Raw genomic sequence first — 21,587 nt, 5'->3', positions numbered from 1 at the left:
CTGTCGCGAGGTCCCGTATATTACGTTTTCCTCATTCAGAGTCAAGCATTTATTTTTGCTTTTCTCTACGAGATTCTCAGGAGAACCCCGCTGACCCGGCGGCTTGTAATCCGTTGTTCCGTGTCAGTGGAGGCGCATTATAGGGAGTTATTTCAGGCTGACAAGGGGAAATTTAAAATAATCTTCCGAGTGCGTATTTTTTCATCAAAACCACTTAAACTGACAGTTTTTCGAGCGTTTTAAAGCCATAGCGCTGTAGCACGGGCAATAGTTGTTCGGCTTCTGTCGTCATTGCCATACAAAATGCAACGTTCTCATCGGTTGATTTCGCATCTGGCGCTTCATGTTCTAATAACCAGGCCGTGCGGCGCGCAATCGCGGCACCAGAATCCACCAGCCGCGTCCCCTCGGGCAGGACCTGTAAAAGCTCTTCCTGTAATAGAGGGAAATGAGTGCACCCGAGCACTACCGTATCGGGTGGTTCCGACATCCGCAGCCACGGACGCAGAATACGCCGCAGATCTTCCAGAGAAACTGTTTCACCGTGCAGCTTCGCTTCCGCCAGTTCCACCAGCTCAGCAGAACCCAACATTGCAATTTGGCATTCGTTAGCAAACCGCGCAATCAGCTCATGGGTATACGAGCGCTTCACCGTTGCACGCGTAGCCAGCAGCCCCACTACGCCATTCGCCGTGAGTCGCGCCGCCGGTTTAATCGCAGGCACCACGCCCACAACCGGGAAGGCAAACTTCTCACGTAACGCAGGAAGCGACACCGTGCTTGCTGTATTACATGCGATGACCGCAAGAGAAAGGGGATAGCGCTGCTGGACAGCAGTCACAATCTCAACAACACGCTCGACGATAAACTCCTCGCTCTTCTCTCCATAAGGAAAGGCGACGTTGTCGAAAGCGTAGATATAGTGGAGATCCGGCAGAAGACGCCGGATCTCGTCATAGACCGACAACCCACCGACGCCGGAATCAAACACCAGCACGGTGGGACGGGGATCAGAAGGTGTAGCTGCCAGACAAGGTGTATTCCCGTCCTGCAGTTGCGTAGCCATAAACTGTCTCGTAATCTTTATCGAACAGGTTGGCGATTTTACCACGAACTGTCAGCTGTGAGGTGATTGGATATGACACGGCAAGATCCCACAGGCTAACTCCTCCCATTTTTACTGGCTGGTAGGTTACGTAGTCCGTGTCATAACGCGTTCCCAGGTAGTGATACGTCAGGCCCCAGTCAAAATCATAGACCTGCCAGTCAAGCTGGTATTTCACCTGTTGTTTAGAACGTCGTGCGAGGGGCTTGTCCGTAATTGCATTGCGCGAATCGACATAATCGTAGCTCAACGTATGTGCCAGCGGTCCGGTATCAAAGTTTGCGGTCGCTTCAACGCCTTTAATGCGTACTTTACCTTCGTTAAAGTATTTCTCGGTATGTGGGTCATAATCGATCATGTCATCGATATCGTTGCGATACCCTGAAACTCGCCAGTTCACACCCGCCGTTAAGCCTTCAAACGCCCCTTCCCATTGCTTACTTTGTTCAGGATCCAGGTTCGAATTGCCGTAATAACCATGCAACTGCCCGAGATTAGGTGCTTTGTAAGATGTACCGTAGGACGCAATAAAGCGATAGCCTTCAATAAACTCCCATCCGGCGCTGGTTTGCCATGTGCCATGACGTCCAAACTCGGAGTTATCATCGCTACGCGCCGCGCCTTCAAAGGTAAAGTCGCCCAATTGCTGCAACCCGGTCAGATAGAGTCCCGTATTACGCTGATCGTAACCGTCCGTGACATACCCGGTGCCAGGCGTCGTGGTTTGTTTTTGCCAGTCGACACCCGCGCCTACGTTACCGTGCCCCAGCACCATACTGTTGGACCACTGAACATTATATTGCTTCATATCATCCAGCGTGGCCGAGGAGTCATAGCGACCATAATCCGGATCATAGTTGTAGTCTTTGCTATGGCTATAGCTCGAAACCAGCTGCGACTGGATAAGCTCGCCATTAAAACGCAGTCCTGCATCCCAGCTTTGGCTGTAGAGTTTTCGGGTATCGAGGAGCGGCGAGCCAGGAGAGTAATATGAGTCGTAATTCGTGCGGTTATCATAACCATAACCGCGAACAAACCCACTCCAGGTGTCAGAGAAGTTGTGTTCCAGCGCGCCATACAGCGTTTTACTTAAAAAACCGTCTTTATCGGGCTGAGCCTGAGAGCCGGTGCTGCCGTATGCTACAACATCAAAGCCTTTGGTATAGGCATAATCGCCCATCAGCGTGACGCGCGTATTTTCGCCGAGCTGTTGTTGGGTTGAGACATCGTAATTCTGATACCCATTGCTCCCCACACCGGCTGTCAGTTCCGTCCCCGGCTTTTCGCGCGTGGTAATGATATTCACCACGCCGCCAATCGCATCAGAACCATAAACCGCCGAACGCGGCCCTCGAATGTATTCGATACGCTGCACTAACGAGACCGGGAACTGGCTGAGATCGGCTGCGCCGCTAACCCCTGCCAGGTTCAAGCGCACGCCGTCAATCAGCACCAGAACATGGCTGGCGTTGGTGCCGCGAATAGAGATAGACGAGTTTTGTCCCATACCACCGTATTGGGCGATATCGACGCCAGGCAGGCGACGAAGCACATCATTCACGGAGGTAGATTGCCAGCGATCGATATCCTGACGCGTAACGACGGTAATAGGAGCGAGTACTGCGCTACGAGGCTGCTGAAAACGGTTGGCAGTGACGACGAGAGTATCCGGGCGAGTGTCCTGTGCCCAACCAGAAAATGCCGTGACGGACAGCGCCGTGCACAGCAATGATTTTTTGATCATTGTAAAGCATCCACAATTTAAGAAGGATGCCGCAGGTCCCACCGATAGTACGCGATGATGAAAACCAGATGCGACGTTAGCCGGCAGGTCTTCGGGCTTGGAGGCGACTTAAAGAGACGATGACTTCCCGCGGCAATCCGCAGTGTCTGCACCAGGTGCGCTCATCTCTTACCTTCCTTACCGCTGCGCGTCAGCTCCAGATTTACACTGGATTCCCTTTTAACTCACAGGACCGGAAAACGGATGCTACAGTTTGTTACAACCTGGTGTCCAGACCGCGTATCACATTATCGGAAATCATCAATGACTGGACATCTGTTGAGCAATCCCTACAATCCCCGCGTACTTTTATTTTTCAGGACGCATCATGACCCCCGAACACCTTCCGACAGAACAGTACGACGCCCAGTTAGCTGAGAAAGTAGTGCGTCTGCAGAGCTTAATGACGCCATTTTATGCACAGGCTCCGGAAGTGTTTCGCTCACCGGTCAGCCATTACCGTATGCGCGCCGAATTCCGCCTGTGGCATGACGGTGATGACCTGTACCACATCATGTTCGACAGCCAGACCAAAAACCGTATTCGCGTCGACAGCTTCCCGGCAGCCAGCGAGCTCATCAACACGTTGATGACGGCAATGATCGACGGCGTTCGCAACAACCACGTCCTGCGCCACAAACTGTTTCAGATTGATTACCTCACAACCCTGAGCGATCAGGCGGTGGTTTCGATGCTGTACCATAAAAAGCTGGATGATGAATGGCGTAAGGAAGCCGAAGCGCTGCGAGATGCGCTGCGGGCGCAAAACCTGAACGTGCATTTGATTGGTCGGGCTACCAAAACCAAAATTGAGCTGGACCAGGACTACATTGACGAACGCTTGCCGGTTGCAGGTAAAGAGATTATCTACCGCCAGGTTGAGAACAGCTTCACCCAGCCGAACGCCGCCATGAATATTCAGATGTTGGAGTGGGCGATTGATGTCACCAGGGGCTCAAAAGGCGACCTGCTGGAGCTGTATTGCGGCAATGGCAATTTCTCGTTAGCCCTGGCGCAAAACTTCAACCGCGTACTGGCCACTGAAATCGCCAAACCGTCCGTGGCTGCTGCACAGTACAACATCGCGGCTAACCATATTGATAACGTACAAATTATCCGCATGGCGGCCGAAGAGTTTACACAGGCGATGAACGGCGTTCGCGAGTTCAACCGTTTGCAGGGAATCGATCTGAAGAGTTACCAGTGTGAAACTATCTTCGTTGACCCACCGCGCAGCGGTCTGGACAGCGAAACGGAGAAAATGGTGCAGGCGTATCCGCGCATTCTGTACATCTCCTGCAATCCGGAGACGCTGTGTAAGAACCTGGAAACGTTAAGCCAGACGCACAATGTTTCACGTCTGGCGCTATTCGATCAGTTCCCGTATACGCACCATATGGAGTGCGGAGTACTGTTAACGAAGAAGTAAGACTGAACGGAGGCCGGATAAGCACTATCGGTTCAGATTGCCGGATAGCGGCTTTGCCTTATCCGGCCTACAGCGACAACTGTTACTCCACAATTTCCTGTTTACGGTTACGCACTTTAAAGCCAATCCAGAACACCAGAATCACCGACAGCACCGCCGGGAAGAAGTTAGAGCCAATATCCGGATATTCAGCGCGTACCACGGTGCTGTACAGCAGAACACCGAGAATAAAACAGGCGGCGGCCAGGCCCGGCAATCCCACAGGCATGGTGCGGTTCTGATAGCGTTGATGCAGACAATAAACCGTCAGCACCAGCGAAATAATCGGGAATACGGAGAATGGCACAATGGAGCTAAACAGCGCCGCAAATGTACCATTGATCGATAAGCCAGCAACCAGCGCCAGCAGCAGCGTACCTTTATCTTGACCTGACTGTTTCATTGCTTGTCCTTCTCGTTACTCGGAGTGGTGCGTCATCTTCTCTTGTTCACGGCGGTACCAATAAAATGCGCCTTTCGCGATCATGCGCAGTTGCAATACCAGCCGCTCTTCTAGCTGTCGACGCTGTTCAGCGCCAACATCCAGTGCTTCTGCCCCGGCGCTGAAAACAATGGTTACCATGGCTTCGGCTTGCGCTTCAGTAAACGCACGAGGCATATGGTTTTCGAGTTCCAGATAGTCCGCAAGTTCCGCAATGAAGTGCTGAATTTCACGTGCGACCGCTGCACGAAACGCTGCGGATGTCCCCGAACGCTCGCGCAATAATAAACGGAAGGCGTTGGGATTGTTGCCGATGAACTCCATAAATGTTGAGACCGAGGTGCGGATCACACTCCCGCCCTTCGCGATACGCTGGCGCGCCTGGCGCATCAATTGACGCAGCATCAGACCGCTTTCGTCCACCATCGTCAGGCCGAGTTCATCCACATCGCGGAAATGGCGATAAAACGAGGTTGGCGCAATGCCCGCTTCACGAGCAACTTCGCGTAAACTGAGACTGGCAAAACTACGCTCAGCGCTCAGTTGACTAAATGCGGCTTCTACCAGCGAACGCCGGGTTTTTTCTTTTTGTTGCGCTCTAACGCCCATCACGATGTCTGAATCCTTCCACATACCTTGCTGGCACTATACCAGAGATTAGGCGGTTGGCATGGCTTTGTGAATGATTGTTTACGCGCAGTTTGTGCTTCGACTTCGCAAAAAAGCACAACGATAATTGGGTTATCCTGACAACGATGTTACTATTCTGTTGCTTTTATGTATAAGAACAGGTAAGCCTGACCATGTCACATTCCTACGATTACGATGCAATAGTAATAGGTTCCGGTCCCGGCGGCGAAGGCGCTGCAATGGGTCTGGTTAAGCAAGGAGCGCGCGTCGCGGTGATTGAGCGCTATCATAACGTCGGCGGAGGCTGTACCCACTGGGGCACCATCCCGTCGAAAGCCCTCCGCCACGCCGTCAGCCGCATTATTGAATTCAATCAGAACCCACTGTACAGCGACCACTCCCGACTCCTTCGTTCTTCTTTTGCCGATATTCTCAACCACGCTGATAACGTTATTAATCAGCAAACGCGTATGCGGCAAGGATTTTACGAGCGCAATCACTGCGAAATTTTGCAGGGGAATGCCCGTTTTGTTGATGAACACACGATCGCCCTGGAATGTCACGACGGTACGGTGGAAACGCTGACTGCGGATAAGTTTGTTATTGCCTGCGGTTCGCGTCCTTATCGCCCTGTTGATGTCGACTTTTCGCATCCACGGGTTTACGACAGCGACTCTATCCTGAGCCTGCACCACGAACCACGCCATGTGCTGATTTATGGCGCGGGGGTCATTGGCTGTGAATATGCGTCGATCTTCCGCGGAATGGACGTCAAAGTTGATTTAATCAACACCCGCGATCGTCTGCTGGCGTTCCTCGATCAAGAGATGTCCGACTCGCTCTCTTACCACTTCTGGAACAGCGGTGTGGTCATTCGCCATAACGAAGAGTATGAGAAGATTGAAGGCTGCGATGACGGCGTCATCATGCACCTGAAATCCGGTAAGAAACTGAAGGCAGACTGCCTGTTGTACGCCAATGGCCGTACCGGTAATACCGATTCGCTGGCGCTGGAAAACATTGGCCTGAAAACCGACAGCCGTGGGCAGCTCAAAGTGAATAGCATGTACCAGACGGCGCTGCCGCATGTGTATGCTGTAGGGGATGTGATCGGTTATCCGAGCCTGGCATCGGCAGCCTACGACCAAGGACGCATTGCCGCCCAGGCGTTGGTAAAAGGCGAAGCCACCGCGCATCTGATTGAAGATATCCCGACCGGGATTTATACCATTCCAGAAATCAGCTCCGTTGGTAAAACCGAACAGCAACTCACGGCAATGAAAGTTCCATACGAGGTTGGCCGCGCCCAGTTTAAGCATCTGGCACGTGCGCAAATCGTGGGTATGAGTGTCGGAACGCTGAAGATCCTGTTCCATCGCGAAACCAAAGAGATTCTGGGGATCCACTGCTTTGGGGAGCGCGCGGCCGAAATTATTCACATCGGGCAAGCGATAATGGAGCAAAAAGGTGGTGGTAACACTATCGAGTACTTCGTTAACACCACCTTTAACTATCCAACCATGGCAGAAGCCTATCGGGTAGCAGCGCTAAATGGCTTAAACCGCCTGTTTTAACGCACTGTCGAAATGGCCATCCATTGATCCACGGATGGCCTCTGCCAACTGTTCATAACGGCTGCGCAGCGGCGAACCAGGACGGTACACCAGACCAATCGTACGACGCGGTTCGGGTTTAATGCATGGCAGATAAACGACACCATCACGCTTACGCTCCGGCGGAACAGCCAGCGCAGGCAGTAAGGTAATACCGCTTCCTGCCGCCACCATGTTACGCAGCGTTTCCAGACTGGTTGCCCGAAAATGGGTATCTTCATCAGCACCCGCTTCAAAGCAGAAGCCCATTGCCTGATCGCGCAGGCAGTGGCCATCTTCCAGCATCAGCAGTTTTTCACCCGCCAGATCGGACATCGGTACACAGTCACGGTTTGCCCACGGATGATCTTCATAGATCGCCAGCAGCATAGGCTCATCAAATAGCGGTACTTCGATGAACGCCTCACTCTCTTTCACCAGCGCCAGAATGACGCAGTCAAGCTTGCCGCTATCCAGTTGCGCTAACAGCTGATGTGTCTGCGCCTCATGAAGATACATTTCCAGTTTTGGGAAGGTCTGGTGCAACATCGGAATAATATGCGGCAGCAGGTATGGCCCCACCGTTGGGATCAAACCAATATGCAGCGGGCCAGACATTGTCTCGCCTTGTTGGCTTGCCATCTCCTTGAGCACTTTGACCTCGCGCAGCACGGTGCGCGCCTGATCCACCAGCAGCAAACCAGCCTGGGTGAACAGCACCTTGCGACTCGTACGCTCCAACAACATGACGCCAAGCTCATCTTCCAGCTTGCGGATCTGCCCGCTCAGTGTTGGTTGGCTAACGTGACAGGAGTCTGCCGCTCGTCGGAAGTGACGATGTTCGGCTAGCGCTACCAGGTATTCAAGATCACGAATATTCATTATTCATCCTCCATCGCCACGATAGTTCGTAGCGATAGGTAGCATAGCAACGAACGATTATCCCTATCAAGCTTTCTGTTTAATAATGCACCACAGAAACGGAACGGTACCCCTTTAACCCTTGAAGCTACTGTCCGTTTTGAGAGTTTCTCTCATACTCGAAATAACTAAAGCCAACGTGAACTTTTGCGGACCTTGTGTCCGCATTTTTTTTGCATAAAAAAGCCCGGCGTGACGCCAGGCTCGAATGATTACCCATCACTTTATGCCAGACGTGCCTTCGCGTAGTCGATCGCCTGTGCAACCTGCTGGGGTGACACGCCGCCTTTCGCCGCACGCTTGTCCAGGCACGATTGCAACGAGAGGATCGGGTAAACATCATCGCCAATCACCTGGCTAAACTTTTGTAAGTCAGCAAGCGACAGCGCCTCCAGCGGTTTGCCCTGTCGAATCGCCTCGACCACCGTTTCACCTACGATATGGTGCGCTTCGCGGAACGGGACACCTTTCGCCACCAGATAATCCGCCAGTTCAGTGGCGTTAGCATAGCCCTGCTGCGCCGCTTCCTGACAACGCGGACGTTTCACCTGGATACCATCCAGCACCAGCGCGGCCATATGCAGACAGTCCAGCCAGGTGTCGAGCGCGTCGAACAGCCCTTCTTTGTCTTCCTGCATATCTTTGTTGTATGCCAGCGGGAGGCCTTTTAACGTCATCATCATGCCGGTCAACGCACCCTGCACGCGACCGCATTTGCCACGGATCAGCTCCAGCGCATCCGGATTTTTCTTCTGCGGCATCAGAGATGAACCCGAAGTCACACGATCAGACAGCTCGACAAAGCCCGCTTCGCCGGTGTTAAAGAAAATCAGGTCTTCAGCAAAACGCGACAGGTGTACCATGCCGATAGAGGCGTCTGAGAGTAACTCCAGCACGTGGTCACGGTCAGAAACGCTGTCCAGACTGTTGCGCGTAGCCGAGGCAAAGCCCAACCAACCCGCCAGCTGCTCGCGATCGATTTCATACGCCGTACCCGCCAGCGCGCCGCAGCCTAACGGACTGACGTCCAGGCGTTTGAGCGCATCCTGCAGGCGGCTCTCGTCACGCGCCAACATTTCAACATAGGCCAGACACCAGTGAGCAAATGTCACCGGCTGCGCACGTTGCAGGTGGGTGTAACCCGGCATGACGGCGTCCTGGTTATTCTCCGCCGTCACCACCAGCGCAGTTTGCAGCTGACGATTGGCCGATAGTAATTCGATAACCGTGTCTTTGCACCACAGCTTGAGATCGGTCGCGACCTGGTCGTTACGGCTACGTCCGGTATGCAGTTTTTTACCAAGCTGGCCGACTTTATCAATCAGCTTACCTTCCACCCAACTGTGAATATCTTCGGCATCGCTTTGCAGAATCTGCTGAGGATTCGCACGAACCTCTTCCAGCAGATTATTCAGCGCCTCTTCCAACCGCAGCTGTTCATCAGCAGTCAGTACACCGACCGTTACCAACGCTTTGGACCAGGCCACAGAGCCAACAATATCCTGTTCTGCCAGGCGGTAGTCAAAACGCAACGAGTCGTTGAACTGTTTGAACCGCTGATCTGCTGCCTGTGTAAAACGCCCACCCCAAAGTGCCATAACGAATTTCCTTAATATGATATTTTTGCCCGGTGGCGCTGCGCTTACCGGGCCTACAAAACCCACGTAGGCCGGATAAGGCGAAGCCGCCATCCGGCACATTAATAGTTAAGCCAGAATACGCGTACCAATTGGCGTGCCGTTAAACAGCGCCGGGAGTTGCTCTGCATGACGCCAGGAAGCGATATCCACCGGACGACCCAGCGTACGCGCGGCATCCAGCGCCGCATTCACCTTCACGATCATGCCATCGGTAATAATGCCCTGTTCAATCAGCTGTTCCGCTTTCGCTGCGGTCATTTCGGCAATACGCTGGCCTTTGCCATCCAGAATACCGCTCACATCAGAGAGCAGGATCAGATCCGCACCCAGCGTTGCCGCCAGCGCTGTTGCCGCCTGATCGGCATTCACGTTCATCAGCAGCCCATCATCAGTGACGCCAATAGAGCTCACTACCGGCAGAAAACCGCTTTCCAACAGCGTGTTAATCAGCTTAGGCGAACCCGGCTGCGCCAGTCCAACATGACCCAGTTCTTTATCGAGCGGCGTCACTTTTACGCTGTCGCCATCGCCAAGATACAGGCCAACAGACGCGATGTGATGCTTTTTCGCCCAGGCCAGCAAGGTTTTATTCGCCGTTCCTGCCAGAGCACCGGTAATAATGTCAATTTGATCGGCAGGCGTGACGCGCAGACCATTTTTCTTTTTCACCGGCAGATTCAGCTGCTTCATCAGCTCGTCAACCACACAGCCGCCACCGTGCACAATGACCAGCGGACGCTGGTGCGACTCACGATAATTCACTAGTGCGGTAAACAAGCGTTCCAGCGCCTCTTCGCTATCCAGTAAAACGCCGCCCAGCTTGATAATTAATGGATTCATTGTTGCACCCTAAATAAGAGACTGCGTTTGGGCAAAGCCAAAACGAATATTTGCGCACTGCATCGCCTGTGCCGCCGCGCCTTTCAATAAGTTGTCTTCCGTCGCCACGACGATCAGGTGTTCACCCTGTACGGCAAACCCGATATCGCAGAACGGTAATCCAACCACATTCTTCAGCGCCGGAACCCCTTTGTCATACAGACGCACCAGCGGTTTATCGCCATACGCCTGTTGCAGCGTCTGAGCCACCTGTGCATGGGTTACGCCCGCCTTAAGGCGGCAAGTGATAGTTTCCAGAATTCCGCGCGGGAAGTTACCCAGATGCGGGGTGAAAATCACTTCTGTCCCCAGATGAGTGGCGATTTCCGGCTGATGACGATGGGTAAACACGCCATACGGCTGCAGGCTCACCTCACAAAAGCTGTTGGAGATAGCCGCTTTACGCCCCGCACCGCTCACGCCGCTGGTCGCATTAATTACCGGCCACTGGCTGAGATCCAGCAGCCCGGCATCAATCAACGGTTTCAGCGAAAGCTGCGCCGCCGTCGGGTAACAACCTGGCACAGCAATCAGATTCGCTTCTTTCAGTTTATCCGCGTTCCACTCCGCCAGCCCATAAACGGCCTGCTCCAGCAGCTCAGGATGCTGATGCGTAAAGCCATAATATTTTTCATAGAACGCGCCGTCGTTTACGCGAAACGCGCCCGAAAGGTCAAACACCACGCAACCGGCCTGCAAAAACTGCGGAGCCAGGTCATGACTCACCTCATGAGCCGTTGCGAGGAACACAACATCCACCCCTGCGCTAAACTCGCTGATATCTGACATTGGCTGCAACGGTAAATCGACAATGCCTTTCAACTGCGGATGCAAATCGGAGATTAATTTTCCTGCATCATTGCTTTGCGCTGAGACGGTCAAAGCGGTTATGGTCATATCAGGATGGCGATTTACATAGGTCACAAGCTCTGCGCCGGCATAGCCACTGGCGCCCACAATCAGCGTATTCAACATCGGGGCAGCTCACCTTCTTAGATTCTGTTGCCAGGTATAAGCCTTTATCACCTCACCTTACACTTGGTGGGTTTTATTACGCTCAACGTTAATGTATTTTTATTCACAAATACTGCATGAATATTGATACTATCATGACCCGAGGTGTGTCAACAATGAAAAACAATTTACCGCCATTTATCGAGATTTACCGCGCTCTGATTGCCACGCCATCGATCAGCGCCACCGAAGAAGCGCTCGATCAAAGCAATGCAGGTTTAATCACTCTGCTGGCGGGCTGGTTTAAAGATTTAGGCTTCAATGTGGAGGTCCAACCGGTTCCCGATACGCGAAATAAATTCAATATGCTGGCGAGCATTGGACAGGGCGCTGGCGGCCTGTTGTTGGCGGGCCATACCGATACCGTACCCTTTGACGACGGACGCTGGACACGCGATCCATTCACCCTGACCGAGCATGACAATAAGCTGTATGGTTTGGGTACGGCGGACATGAAAGGCTTCTTCGCCTTTATCCTCGACGCGTTGCGTGATGTCGACGTCACGAAACTGAAAAAACCCCTGTACATTCTGGCCACTGCTGACGAAGAGACCAGCATGGCGGGAGCTCGCTACTTCTCTGAAACTACCGCTCTGCGCCCGGACTGCGCGATCATTGGCGAACCCACATCCCTGCAACCGGTGCGCGCGCACAAAGGCCACATCTCTAATGCGATACGCATTCTGGGACAGTCGGGTCATTCAAGCGATCCGGCGCGTGGCGTTAATGCGATTGAACTGATGCATGATGCCATCGGCCATATCATGCATCTGCGCGATGACCTGAAAGCGCGCTATCACCATGATGCCTTTACCGTCCCGTATCCAACGTTAAATTTGGGCCACATCCACGGCGGTGACGCCGCCAACCGAATCTGCGCCTGCTGCGAATTGCATATGGATATTCGCCCGCTACCGGGTATGACGCTAAACGATCTCAATGGGTTACTTAACGAAGCGCTGGCCCCTGTCAGCGAACGTTGGCCGGGTCGCCTGACCGTATCGGAACTGCATCCGCCAATTCCAGGCTATGAGTGCCCACCTGACCATCAACTGGTAGAGGTGGTTGAGAAACTGCTGGGCGCACAGACTGAAGTGGTGAACTATTGCACCGAGGCGCCGTTTATCCAGACCCTTTGCCCAACGCTGGTGTTGGGTCCGGGCTCCATTAATCAGGCGCATCAGCCGGATGAGTATCTGGAAACGCGCTTTATTAAGCCAACCCGCGAATTAATCACCCAGGTTGTGCACCATTTCTGCTGGCATTAACTACTTGTCACCCCGCTAATCCCTTAGTGGTAAGCGGGGCGATTTTTTAACATTTCCATAAGCAACGCTTATTTGATTGGATGTGAATTAAATAACGTAAATTCACGGCATTTATTCGTTTGCTGAACCGATTTCGCAGCAATTGACGTCACGTGTTTTACGTGGCTTTATAAAAGACGGCTAAAAAGTTAAGTCCGCAAGATTTTGCGTGATAGTCAGGCGCGAAAGATACAGGACATATTCAAAATAGATGGGGTGTCTGGGTTAATATGAACGAACAATATTCCGCGTTGCGTAGTAATGTCAGTATGCTCGGCAAAGTGCTGGGAGAGACCATCAAGGATGCGTTGGGAGAGAACATTCTTGATCGCGTAGAAACAATTCGAAAGCTGTCCAAATCATCTCGCGCTGGCAATGAAATTAATCGCCAGGAATTGCTCACCACACTGCAAAATCTGTCTAACGACGAGCTGCTGCCGGTTGCCCGCGCATTTAGCCAGTTCCTGAACCTGGCCAACACCGCCGAGCAGTACCACAGCATTTCGCCAAAAGGCGAAGCCGCCAGCAACCCGGAAGTGATTGCTCGCACTCTGCGTAAACTGAAAGAGCAGCCCAACCTCAATGACGCCGCCATCAAGAAAGCCGTAGAATCACTCTCTCTGGAGCTGGTACTCACCGCCCACCCGACCGAGATCACTCGTCGTACGCTGATCCATAAAATGGGTGAAGTGAACGCCTGCCTCAAGCAGCTTGATAACAAAGACCTCGTCGATTATGAACGCAACCAACTGATGCGCCGTCTGCGTCAGCTCATTGCTCAGTCCTGGCATACGGATGAAATCCGCAAACTGCGCCCAAGCCCGGTTGATGAAGCCAAATGGGGATTCGCGGTTGTTGAAAACAGCCTGTGGGAAGGTGTGCCGAACTACCTGCGTGAGCTGAATGAACAACTGGAAGAGCATCTTGGATATAAGCTGCCGGTTGATTTTGTCCCGGTTCGATTTACCTCCTGGATGGGCGGCGACCGTGACGGCAACCCGAACGTAACGGCGGATATCACCCGTCACGTGCTATTGCTCAGCCGCTGGAAAGCGACAGACCTGTTCCTGAAAGACATCCAGTTTCTGATTTCTGAGCTGTCGATGGTGGATGCCACGCCGGAACTGATGGCGCTGGTAGGTGAAGAAGGCGCAGCTGAACCATACCGCTATCTGATGAAAACCCTGCGTTCTCGTCTGATGGCGACCCAGGCCTGGCTTGAAGCCCGTCTGAAAGGCGAGAAATTGCCGAAACCTGCGGGACTTCTCACCCAAAACGAACAGCTCTGGGACCCGCTTTACGCGTGCTACCAGTCTCTACAGGCCTGTGGTATGGGTATCATCGCCAATGGCGAATTGCTCGACACCCTTAGGCGCGTGAAGTGTTTCGGCGTGCCACTGGTGCGTATTGATATTCGTCAGGAAAGCACACGCCATACTGAAGCCTTGGGCGAACTGACTCGTTATCTGGGCATTGGCGACTACGAAAACTGGTCGGAAGCAGATAAACAGGCTTTCCTGATCCGCGAACTGAATTCCAAGCGTCCGCTCCTGCCGCGTAACTGGGAGCCGAGCAATGACACCCGTGAAGTGCTCGACACCTGTCGGGTCATTGCCGAAGCCCCGTATGGCTCCATTGCCGCCTATGTTATCTCGATGGCGAAAACGCCGTCGGATGTGCTGGCCGTACATCTGCTGCTGAAAGAAGCCGGAATTGGTTTTGCTATGCCGGTCGCTCCGCTATTTGAAACGCTGGACGACCTCAACAATGCCGATGACGTCATGTCCCAGCTTCTGAATATCGACTGGTACCGCGGCTTTATCCAGGGCAAACAGATGGTCATGATTGGCTACTCTGATTCCGCAAAAGACGCGGGCGTGATGGCAGCGTCCTGGGCGCAATACCAGGCTCAGGACGCGCTGATCAAAACCTGCGAAAAAGCCGGTATCGAACTGACGCTGTTCCACGGTCGCGGTGGATCCATTGGTCGCGGCGGCGCGCCTGCGCATGCGGCGCTGCTCTCTCAACCGCCAGGCAGCCTGAAAGGCGGTCTGCGCGTGACAGAACAAGGGGAGATGATCCGCTTTAAGTACGGCCTGCCGGAAGTGACCATCAGCAGCCTGTCGCTGTATACCGGAGCAATTCTGGAGGCCAACCTGTTACCACCGCCAGAACCGAAGGATAACTGGCGTCATATCATGGATGAGCTTTCCGATATTTCCTGCGAGCTATACCGTGGATATGTGCGTGAAAACAAAGACTTCGTCCCTTATTTCCGCTCAGCCACACCGGAGCAGGAACTGGGTAAATTGCCGCTCGGTTCACGTCCGGCAAAACGCCGTCCGACCGGCGGCGTTGAGTCTCTGCGTGCTATACCGTGGATCTTTGCCTGGACGCAGAACCGTCTGATGCTCCCGGCCTGGCTTGGTGCTGGTACCGCGCTGCAAAAAGTGGTTGAAGATGGTAAGCAAAGCGAACTCGAAGCGATGTGCCGCGACTGGCCATTCTTCTCCACACGCCTTGGCATGCTGGAAATGGTTTTCGCGAAAGCAGACCTGTGGCTGGCAGAGTATTACGATCAGCGCCTGGTCAAAAAAGAGCTGTGGCCGCTGGGTGAAGAGCTACGCCAACGCCTGGCAGCAGATATCGATGTCGTACTGGCGATTGCCAACGACTCACATTTGATGGCCGACCTGCCGTGGATTGCCGAGTCCATTCAGTTAAGGAATGTTTATACTGACCCGCTGAACGTCTTACAGGCAGAGTTGTTACACCGCTCACGCCAGGCCGAAGAGCAAGGCCATGAACCGGATCCACGCGTTGAACAAGCGCTGATGGTGACCATCGCGGGTGTCGCCGCCGGCATGCGCAATACGGGCTAACGTCCCCTCCTGCTGTCGCCTTCGTGCTACTGTACGAAGGCGACAGTAAAAACCGCTGTTACAACCACTTCATTTTCAATATATTCCTGCCTGAACATATTCACTACGTGAATATTACAACAGCAAAACACGATCCTGAGATCGTGATGCTTCAGTTCCTCTTAATGTTTAGTCGCTACTCTTGGCGCTACGATTAAAGACAGGCTCACATTATGCAATCCTTACAACTCCAGTCTAAACCCGCCTTTAGCTGGAAAGCCCTGGGTTGGGCGCTCCTCTATTTTTGGTTTTTTTCCTCATTACTACAGGCCGTTATCTATTTTAGCGGCTATAGCGGATCTACCGGCCTACGCGACTCCCTGCTGTTCAGCTCGCTGTGGTTGATCCCGGTATTTTTATTTCCAAACCGTATCCGCATTATTGCTGCCGTCATTGGCGTAATTCTATGGGCGGCCTCGCTGGCAGCTCTGAGCTATTACGTCATTTACAGGCAAGAGTTCTCGCAAAGCGTTCTGTACGTAATGTTTGAAACCAATGCGAACGAAGCCAGCGAGTACCTGAGTCAATACTTCAGCCTGAAGATCGTCTTAATTGCGCTGGCATATACAGCAATGGCAATTCTGCTATGGACACGTCTGCGTCCGGTATATATTCCATCACCCTGGCGCTATCTGGTGTCGTTTGCACTGTTATACGGATTGATTCTGCATCCGATGACAGTGAACACATTTATCAAACATAAGCCGTTTGAAAAAACGTTGGATGGGCTCGCTTCACGTATGGAGCCCGCCGCGCCGTGGCAATTCATCTCCGGGTATTATCAATATCGTCAGCAGTTGACCTCGCTCAATAGCCTGCTGAATGAGAACAATGCCCTGCCGCCGCTGGCCAACTTTAAAGACAGTTCAGGTGACGCACCGCGTACGCTGGTACTGGTGATTGGTGAGTCAACGCAACGTGGCCGCATGAGCCTGTATGGCTATCCGCGTGAAACGACGCCAGAACTGGATGCGCTGCATAAATCCGATCCTAACTTCACCGTATTCAATAATGTCGTGACTTCCCGTCCGTACACCATTGAAATCCTGCAGCAGGCGCTGACCTTCGCTAACGAGAAGAACCCGGATCTGTATCTGACTCAGCCGTCCCTGATGAACATGATGAAACAGGCGGGTTATAAAACCTTCTGGATCACTAATCAGCAGACGATGACCGCCCGCAACACCATGCTGACGGTGTTCTCTAAGCAGACGGATAAACAGTTCTATATGAACCAGCAGCGTACGCAAAGTGCGCGCGAATATGACAGCAACGTGCTGGCGCCATTTAAAGAAGTACTGGCCGACCCGGCACCGAAAAAGTTCATCATCGTGCATCTGCTGGGTACGCATATTAAGTACAAATTCCGCTATCCGGATGGCCAGGGTAAGTTCGATAATAATACCGACCATGTTCCCGCAGGCCTGAGTAACGATGAGCTGGAAGCCTACAACGATTACGACAGCGCGAATGTTTATAACGATCATATTATTGCCAGCCTGATCAAAGACTATAAAGCGACCGATCCGAACGGCTTCCTGCTGTACTTCTCCGATCATGGCGAAGAGGTTTACGATACGCCACCGCACAAAACGCAGGGTCGTAATGAAGACAACCCAACGCGTCATATGTACACGGTGCCGTTCCTGTTGTGGACTTCGGAAAAATGGCAGGCCGCGCACCCGCGCGACTTCTCACAGGATGTGAATCGTAAATACAGCAGCTCAGAGCTTATCCACACATGGTCTGACTTAGCGGGTTTCACCTACGATGGCTTCGATCCAACTCGCGCCATTACCAGTCCGCAGTTCAAAGAGACAACCCGCTGGATTGGCAATCCGTACAAGAAAAATGCCCTGATAGATTACGATTCCCTGCCTTACGGCGATCAAATCGGTAATCAATAACCGTCTGCCGGATGCGTTACGCTTATCCTGCCTACAGCTCGCAAAGACTTGTAGGCCGGATATGGCATTAGCCGCCATCCGGCAATAATCACTTGAGGGCGATTGTTTTCAACGTTACTGTTTCCCTGTCTGCTGCCTGCAAGGGATTAACATGTATCACGACGTCAGCCATCTTCTCTCCCGACTGATTAACGGCCCCACGCCGCTGCGGCAGATTTATTTTGCCAGCACCACTAGCACAACGCCGGAACTGGCGTATCAGGTCGATTTTCCCCGGCTGGAAATTGTGCTGGAAGGTGAATTTGCGGATTCTGGCATCGATAAGGTGCTTACCCCCGGCGATGTCTTGTTTGTTCCGGCTGGCGGCTGGAATTTTCCGCAGTGGGTCACATCGGTCACTACACTCAGCATTCTTTTCGGCAAACAGCAACTGGATTTCAGCGTCGTCCAATGGGACGGCAAGCAATATCAAAACCTTACCCGCCAGCACGTCGCACGGCGTGGGCCGCGTATTGGCTCTTTTCTGCTGCAAACGCTCCATGAGATGCAAATGCAGCCGCAGGAGCAGCAAACGGCCAGGCTAATCGTTGCAAGCTTGCTGAGTCACTGTCGCGATCTACTCGGCAGCCAGATCCAAACCGCATCACGTAGTCAGGCGCTTTTCGACGCCATTCGCGGCTATATTGACGAACGCTACGCTTCGCCGCTCACCCGAGAATCCGTCGCGCAGGCGTTTTACATTTCACCCAATTACCTCTCCCACCTGTTTCAAAAAACGGGCGCTATCGGGTTTAACGAATACCTGAATCATACGCGACTGGAACATGCAAAAACGCTATTAAAGGGTTACGAGCTGAAGATCAAAGACGTGGCGCACACCTGTGGGTTTATTGACAGCAACTACTTCTGCCGCCTGTTTCGCAAGAATACTGAGCGTTCGCCGTCAGAGTATCGTCGGCAGTATCACAGCCAGCTGACGGAGAAAAAAACTGACCAGTAATAATCGCATACTGGGACAGAAAACGGAGACAAAGGTAACATTTACTGGATTTTTGTATTATCAAAAAACATATGCCAGCACATATCACTTACATGTGAAGTATCTCCCACTTTTATAGCCATATTACATTTATCCAGCTTTTGGCAGATTTGTCAGATAGCGCCGCGTGACGAAACACTCTTATCCTGTGCATAGCAAAGCAACCCGGCAACGGGTAGCTAACGGAAAACGTAGAGGGTGTTTTTGTATGGAACTTTATCTTGATACCGCCAACGTCGCGGAAGTCGAACGTCTGGCCCGCATCTTCCCTATCGCGGGCGTCACCACCAACCCAAGCATTGTGGCAGCAAGCAAAGAATCCATCTGGGATGTGCTGCCACGCCTGCAGAACGCCATTGGCAAAGAGGGCATTCTGTTTGCCCAGACCATGAGCCGGGATGCGCAGGGCATGGTGGAAGAAGCTAAACGCCTGAGCAATGCGGTGCCCGGTCTGGTAGTGAAAATCCCGGTGACATCCGAAGGTCTGGCCGCGATCAAGATACTGAAAAAAGAGGGTATCACCACGCTGGGAACCGCCGTTTACAGTGCTTCTCAGGGGCTACTGGCTGCGCTGGCAGGAGCGAAATATATCGCGCCTTACGTTAACCGTATCGACGCGCAGGGCGGCGACGGGATTCGCACAGTACAGGAACTGCAAACATTGCTGGAACTGCATGCACCGAACAGCATGGTACTGGCGGCCAGCTTTAAAACTCCACGTCAGGCGCTGGATTGCTTGCTGGCAGGATGTGAAGCAATCACCCTACCATTAGACGTAGCGCAACAAATGCTCAATACCCCTGCGGTAGAGTCAGCAATAGAGAAGTTTGAGCAGGACTGGAACAACGCATTTGGTCACATCAACCTGTGAGGGAAATAAAGTATGGATCGCATTATTCAATCACCTGGTAAGTACATCCAGGGTGCTGATGTTATTACCCGTCTTGGCAGCTACCTCAAACCACTGGCAGAGCGCTGGCTGGTCGTTGGAGACAAGTTTGTCTTAGGCTTTGCCCAGGGTGCACTGGAAAAAAGCTTCCAGGATGCCGGACTGGCGCTGGAGATTGCACCGTTTGGCGGCGAATGTTCACAAAACGAAATCGACCGTCTGCGCGTCGTAGCGGAAAAAGCGCAGTGTGCGGCAGTACTTGGTATTGGTGGCGGTAAAACGCTGGATACCGCCAAAGCGCTGGCGCACTTTATGGGCGTGCCTGTCGCCATTGCGCCAACCATCGCCTCTACCGATGCGCCGTGCAGCGCGCTGTCCGTCATTTACACCGATGCCGGTGAATTCGATCGCTATCTGCTGCTGCCTAATAACCCGGACAGGGTCATTGTTGATACCAAAATTGTCGCGGGCGCACCGGCGCGTCTGTTAGCTGCGGGTATTGGCGATGCGCTGGCGACCTGGTTCGAAGCGCGTGCCTGTTCACGCAGCGGCGCAACCACCATGGCGGGCGGTCAGTGTACTCAGGCGGCGCTGGCGCTGGCAGAGCTGTGCTTTAATACGCTGATCGAAGAAGGTGAAAAAGCGATACTGGCTGCAGAGCAGCACGTGGTTACACCAGCACTGGAGCGCATTATTGAAGCCAACACCTATCTGAGTGGCGTCGGTTTTGAAAGCGGTGGTCTGGCAGCGGCTCACGCCATTCATAACGGTCTGACCGCAATCCCGGATGCACATCATTATTACCACGGCGAGAAAGTGGCTTTCGGTACGCTGACGCAGTTGGTGCTGGAAAACGCGCCGGTCGATGAAATTGAAACCGTTGCCGCGCTGTGCCATTCCGTTGGCTTGCCGATTACCCTGGCACAACTGGATATCAAACAGGATATTCAGGCGAAAATGCGCATTGTGGCTGAGGCAGCCTGTGCCGAAGGCGAAACCATCCACAACATGCCTGGCGGCGCAACGCCGGACCAGGTGTATGCCGCCCTGCTTGTGGCTGACCAGTACGGTCAACGTTACCTGCAAGAGTGGGAATAAAAGCTGTTTGCCGGATGAGTAAGATGTTTTAGCGTTGCCATCCGGCAGTTTTGTTCCTGCCGCTATGTTCTTTTATGTTCTTTTCATCGCATGTTGCCAGCATGAGATGTGTGTTTTATAGTGCGCTTTTCCTTCAAACGAAGCGTGACTATGCAATCATCAGACAGAAGAATGAGCATTTACGCCATTCTGCAGCAGGACAAGAAAGTCGTCGTTAACGAACTCGCAGAAAAATTTGGCGTCACCAAGATGACCATTCGCCGCGACCTCTCCTTCTTTGAAAAACAAGGGATTGTCAAAACAACCTACGGCGGCGCTTACCTGACCAGCGGTGCCAGCGTAGAGCCCAGCTTCCAGCTAAAATCCGTGCAAATGGTCGATGATAAGCATCTGATAGGCCAGAAAGCCGCCGAACTGGTCGAAGACGGCGACACGATTATTATAGATTGCGGCACCACGCTGCTGGCCTTTGCACAATTCCTGTTTGATAAAAAAATCATGGTGATCACCAACTCTATTCCAGTGGTTAACCTGCTTAAAGGAAGGCGGGGGATAAAACTGATTGTTGCGCCTGGCGAATATGAAGATGATACGCAGGGGATGATTTCATCCTGCACGTCTAATTTTTTCAATAATATTCATGCCGATAAGGTCTTCCTCAGCACCCAGGGCATCAACGAAGCTGGCGAGCTCACCGTTCCCAAACTGCCGGATGCTCACGTCAAACAAGCTTTGCTACGCGCCGGACGACAAAAAATTCTGCTGGCAGATAAAAGCAAGTTTGGGCAGACATTTCTTGCCGGGCATGGTCGTATTGCTGATTTTAACTACATCATCAGTCAAAGCGGTGTACCCGATACCCTTACCGCACAACTTAACGGACATGTTCAGCTACTGTTAGCTGATACCCCTTCCTGAGTTTCCCCCTCTTAAACGCACATCTTTCTGTGCG

Annotated in this window: 17 protein-coding genes and 1 riboswitch; of the genes, 9 read left to right on the top strand and 8 right to left on the bottom strand. The window is 52.7% G+C overall.

The features are described from left to right. Nucleotides 1–214: 214 nt before the first annotated feature. Together murI and btuB are read right to left on the bottom strand one after the other, a co-directional pair. A complete protein-coding gene (gene murI / locus OGV71_RS09835) occupies nt 215–1,066 on the bottom strand; it encodes a glutamate racemase (RefSeq protein ID WP_003028870.1) in 852 nt (283 codons plus the stop codon). Further along, nucleotides 1,011–2,849, bottom strand: a complete 1,839-nt coding sequence (btuB, locus tag OGV71_RS09830; RefSeq protein ID WP_071696237.1) for a TonB-dependent vitamin B12 receptor BtuB — start codon at nt 2,847–2,849, stop codon at nt 1,011–1,013. The genes murI and btuB overlap by 56 nt, the downstream gene beginning before the upstream one ends. A gap of 65 nt (nt 2,850–2,914) precedes the next feature. Beyond that, nucleotides 2,915–3,101: riboswitch (cobalamin riboswitch) on the bottom strand. A 115-nt stretch (nt 3,102–3,216) separates the two neighbouring features. Here btuB and trmA point away from each other — a divergent pair. Further along, on the top strand, nt 3,217–4,317 hold the full coding sequence (trmA, locus tag OGV71_RS09825; RefSeq protein WP_003028866.1) for a tRNA (uridine(54)-C5)-methyltransferase TrmA: 1,101 nt from the start codon (nt 3,217–3,219) through the stop codon (nt 4,315–4,317). Between the two features lie 82 nt (nt 4,318–4,399). On the opposite strand, the gene OGV71_RS09820 is transcribed toward trmA, so the two are convergent. Both OGV71_RS09820 and fabR read right to left on the bottom strand, forming a co-directional pair. Further along, on the bottom strand, nt 4,400–4,759 hold the full coding sequence (locus OGV71_RS09820; protein ID WP_003028863.1) for a YijD family membrane protein: 360 nt from the start codon (nt 4,757–4,759) through the stop codon (nt 4,400–4,402). A gap of 15 nt (nt 4,760–4,774) precedes the next feature. After that, complete coding sequence (fabR, locus tag OGV71_RS09815) at nt 4,775–5,410, bottom strand: HTH-type transcriptional repressor FabR (protein ID WP_003028862.1); 636 nt, start codon at nt 5,408–5,410, stop codon at nt 4,775–4,777. Between the two features lie 191 nt (nt 5,411–5,601). Here fabR and sthA point away from each other — a divergent pair, with 191 nt between their 5' ends. Beyond that, entirely contained in the window at nt 5,602–7,002 is a 1,401-nt protein-coding gene (gene sthA / locus OGV71_RS09810; protein ID WP_003028860.1) for a Si-specific NAD(P)(+) transhydrogenase, read from the top strand. On the opposite strand, the gene oxyR is transcribed toward sthA, so the two are convergent. The 4 genes from oxyR to argC form a co-directional block, all read right to left on the bottom strand. Next, nucleotides 6,985–7,902 (bottom strand): DNA-binding transcriptional regulator OxyR, encoded by a 918-nt coding sequence (oxyR, locus tag OGV71_RS09805; RefSeq protein ID WP_003028858.1) that lies wholly within the window; start codon nt 7,900–7,902, stop codon nt 6,985–6,987. The genes sthA and oxyR overlap by 18 nt on opposite strands. A gap of 263 nt (nt 7,903–8,165) precedes the next feature. Then, on the bottom strand, nt 8,166–9,539 hold the full coding sequence (argH, locus tag OGV71_RS09800) for an argininosuccinate lyase (protein ID WP_003028856.1): 1,374 nt from the start codon (nt 9,537–9,539) through the stop codon (nt 8,166–8,168). A 108-nt stretch (nt 9,540–9,647) separates the two neighbouring features. After that, nucleotides 9,648–10,421, bottom strand: coding sequence for an acetylglutamate kinase (gene argB, locus OGV71_RS09795; RefSeq protein ID WP_003028854.1), 774 nt, complete (start codon nt 10,419–10,421; stop codon nt 9,648–9,650). A gap of 9 nt (nt 10,422–10,430) precedes the next feature. Next, nucleotides 10,431–11,435, bottom strand: coding sequence for an N-acetyl-gamma-glutamyl-phosphate reductase (gene argC, locus OGV71_RS09790; protein ID WP_008323185.1), 1,005 nt, complete (start codon nt 11,433–11,435; stop codon nt 10,431–10,433). 155 nt (nt 11,436–11,590) lie between these two features. On the opposite strand from argC, the gene argE reads away from it, so the two are divergent. The 7 genes from argE to OGV71_RS09755 all read left to right on the top strand — a co-directional run bounded on the left by argE (nt 11,591) and on the right by OGV71_RS09755 (nt 21,553). Next, entirely contained in the window at nt 11,591–12,742 is a 1,152-nt protein-coding gene (argE, locus tag OGV71_RS09785) for an acetylornithine deacetylase (RefSeq protein WP_003028848.1), read from the top strand. Nucleotides 12,743–13,011: 269 nt separating this feature from the next. Then, nucleotides 13,012–15,663, top strand: a complete 2,652-nt coding sequence (gene ppc, locus OGV71_RS09780) for a phosphoenolpyruvate carboxylase (RefSeq protein WP_204583113.1) — start codon at nt 13,012–13,014, stop codon at nt 15,661–15,663. Between the two features lie 212 nt (nt 15,664–15,875). Continuing rightward, entirely contained in the window at nt 15,876–17,609 is a 1,734-nt protein-coding gene (locus OGV71_RS09775; RefSeq protein ID WP_204583114.1) for a phosphoethanolamine transferase CptA, read from the top strand. Nucleotides 17,610–17,760: 151 nt separating this feature from the next. Then, nucleotides 17,761–18,609, top strand: a complete 849-nt coding sequence (locus OGV71_RS09770) for an AraC family transcriptional regulator (RefSeq protein ID WP_087879515.1) — start codon at nt 17,761–17,763, stop codon at nt 18,607–18,609. Nucleotides 18,610–18,856: 247 nt separating this feature from the next. Then, nucleotides 18,857–19,519, top strand: a complete 663-nt coding sequence (gene fsa / locus OGV71_RS09765; protein ID WP_204583115.1) for a fructose-6-phosphate aldolase — start codon at nt 18,857–18,859, stop codon at nt 19,517–19,519. 12 nt (nt 19,520–19,531) lie between these two features. Continuing rightward, nucleotides 19,532–20,635, top strand: a complete 1,104-nt coding sequence (gene gldA, locus OGV71_RS09760; protein ID WP_204583116.1) for a bifunctional L-1,2-propanediol dehydrogenase/glycerol dehydrogenase — start codon at nt 19,532–19,534, stop codon at nt 20,633–20,635. 171 nt (nt 20,636–20,806) lie between these two features. Next, nucleotides 20,807–21,553 carry a DeoR/GlpR family DNA-binding transcription regulator gene (locus OGV71_RS09755; protein WP_048234192.1) on the top strand — a complete coding sequence of 249 codons (747 nt, stop codon included), beginning with the start codon at nt 20,807–20,809 and terminating at the stop codon, nt 21,551–21,553. Nucleotides 21,554–21,587 lie beyond the last annotated feature (34 nt).

Origin of the sequence: Citrobacter sp. Cf088 (assembly GCF_030334295.1) — a bacterium.
In the GTDB taxonomy this organism is placed as follows: domain Bacteria; phylum Pseudomonadota; class Gammaproteobacteria; order Enterobacterales; family Enterobacteriaceae; genus Citrobacter; species Citrobacter freundii.
Note: the sequence above shows the minus strand (reverse complement) of the source record. Positions and strands in the feature narration are given on the sequence as shown.

Excerpts from the sequence above, each read along its gene's own strand:
- murI (WP_003028870.1), bottom strand. The coding sequence starts at position 1,066 with ATGGCTACGCAACTGCAGGACGGGAATACACCTTGTCTGGCAGCTACA.
- btuB (WP_071696237.1), bottom strand. The coding sequence starts at position 2,849 with ATGATCAAAAAATCATTGCTGTGCACGGCGCTGTCCGTCACGGCATTT.
- trmA (WP_003028866.1), top strand. The coding sequence starts at position 3,217 with ATGACCCCCGAACACCTTCCGACAGAACAGTACGACGCCCAGTTAGCT.
- OGV71_RS09820 (WP_003028863.1), bottom strand. The coding sequence starts at position 4,759 with ATGAAACAGTCAGGTCAAGATAAAGGTACGCTGCTGCTGGCGCTGGTT.
- sthA (WP_003028860.1), top strand. The coding sequence starts at position 5,602 with ATGTCACATTCCTACGATTACGATGCAATAGTAATAGGTTCCGGTCCC.
- oxyR (WP_003028858.1), bottom strand. The coding sequence starts at position 7,902 with ATGAATATTCGTGATCTTGAATACCTGGTAGCGCTAGCCGAACATCGT.
- argH (WP_003028856.1), bottom strand. The coding sequence starts at position 9,539 with ATGGCACTTTGGGGTGGGCGTTTTACACAGGCAGCAGATCAGCGGTTC.
- argB (WP_003028854.1), bottom strand. The coding sequence starts at position 10,421 with ATGAATCCATTAATTATCAAGCTGGGCGGCGTTTTACTGGATAGCGAA.
- argC (WP_008323185.1), bottom strand. The coding sequence starts at position 11,435 with ATGTTGAATACGCTGATTGTGGGCGCCAGTGGCTATGCCGGCGCAGAG.
- argE (WP_003028848.1), top strand. The coding sequence starts at position 11,591 with ATGAAAAACAATTTACCGCCATTTATCGAGATTTACCGCGCTCTGATT.
- ppc (WP_204583113.1), top strand. The coding sequence starts at position 13,012 with ATGAACGAACAATATTCCGCGTTGCGTAGTAATGTCAGTATGCTCGGC.
- OGV71_RS09775 (WP_204583114.1), top strand. The coding sequence starts at position 15,876 with ATGCAATCCTTACAACTCCAGTCTAAACCCGCCTTTAGCTGGAAAGCC.
- OGV71_RS09770 (WP_087879515.1), top strand. The coding sequence starts at position 17,761 with ATGTATCACGACGTCAGCCATCTTCTCTCCCGACTGATTAACGGCCCC.
- fsa (WP_204583115.1), top strand. The coding sequence starts at position 18,857 with ATGGAACTTTATCTTGATACCGCCAACGTCGCGGAAGTCGAACGTCTG.
- gldA (WP_204583116.1), top strand. The coding sequence starts at position 19,532 with ATGGATCGCATTATTCAATCACCTGGTAAGTACATCCAGGGTGCTGAT.
- OGV71_RS09755 (WP_048234192.1), top strand. The coding sequence starts at position 20,807 with ATGAGCATTTACGCCATTCTGCAGCAGGACAAGAAAGTCGTCGTTAAC.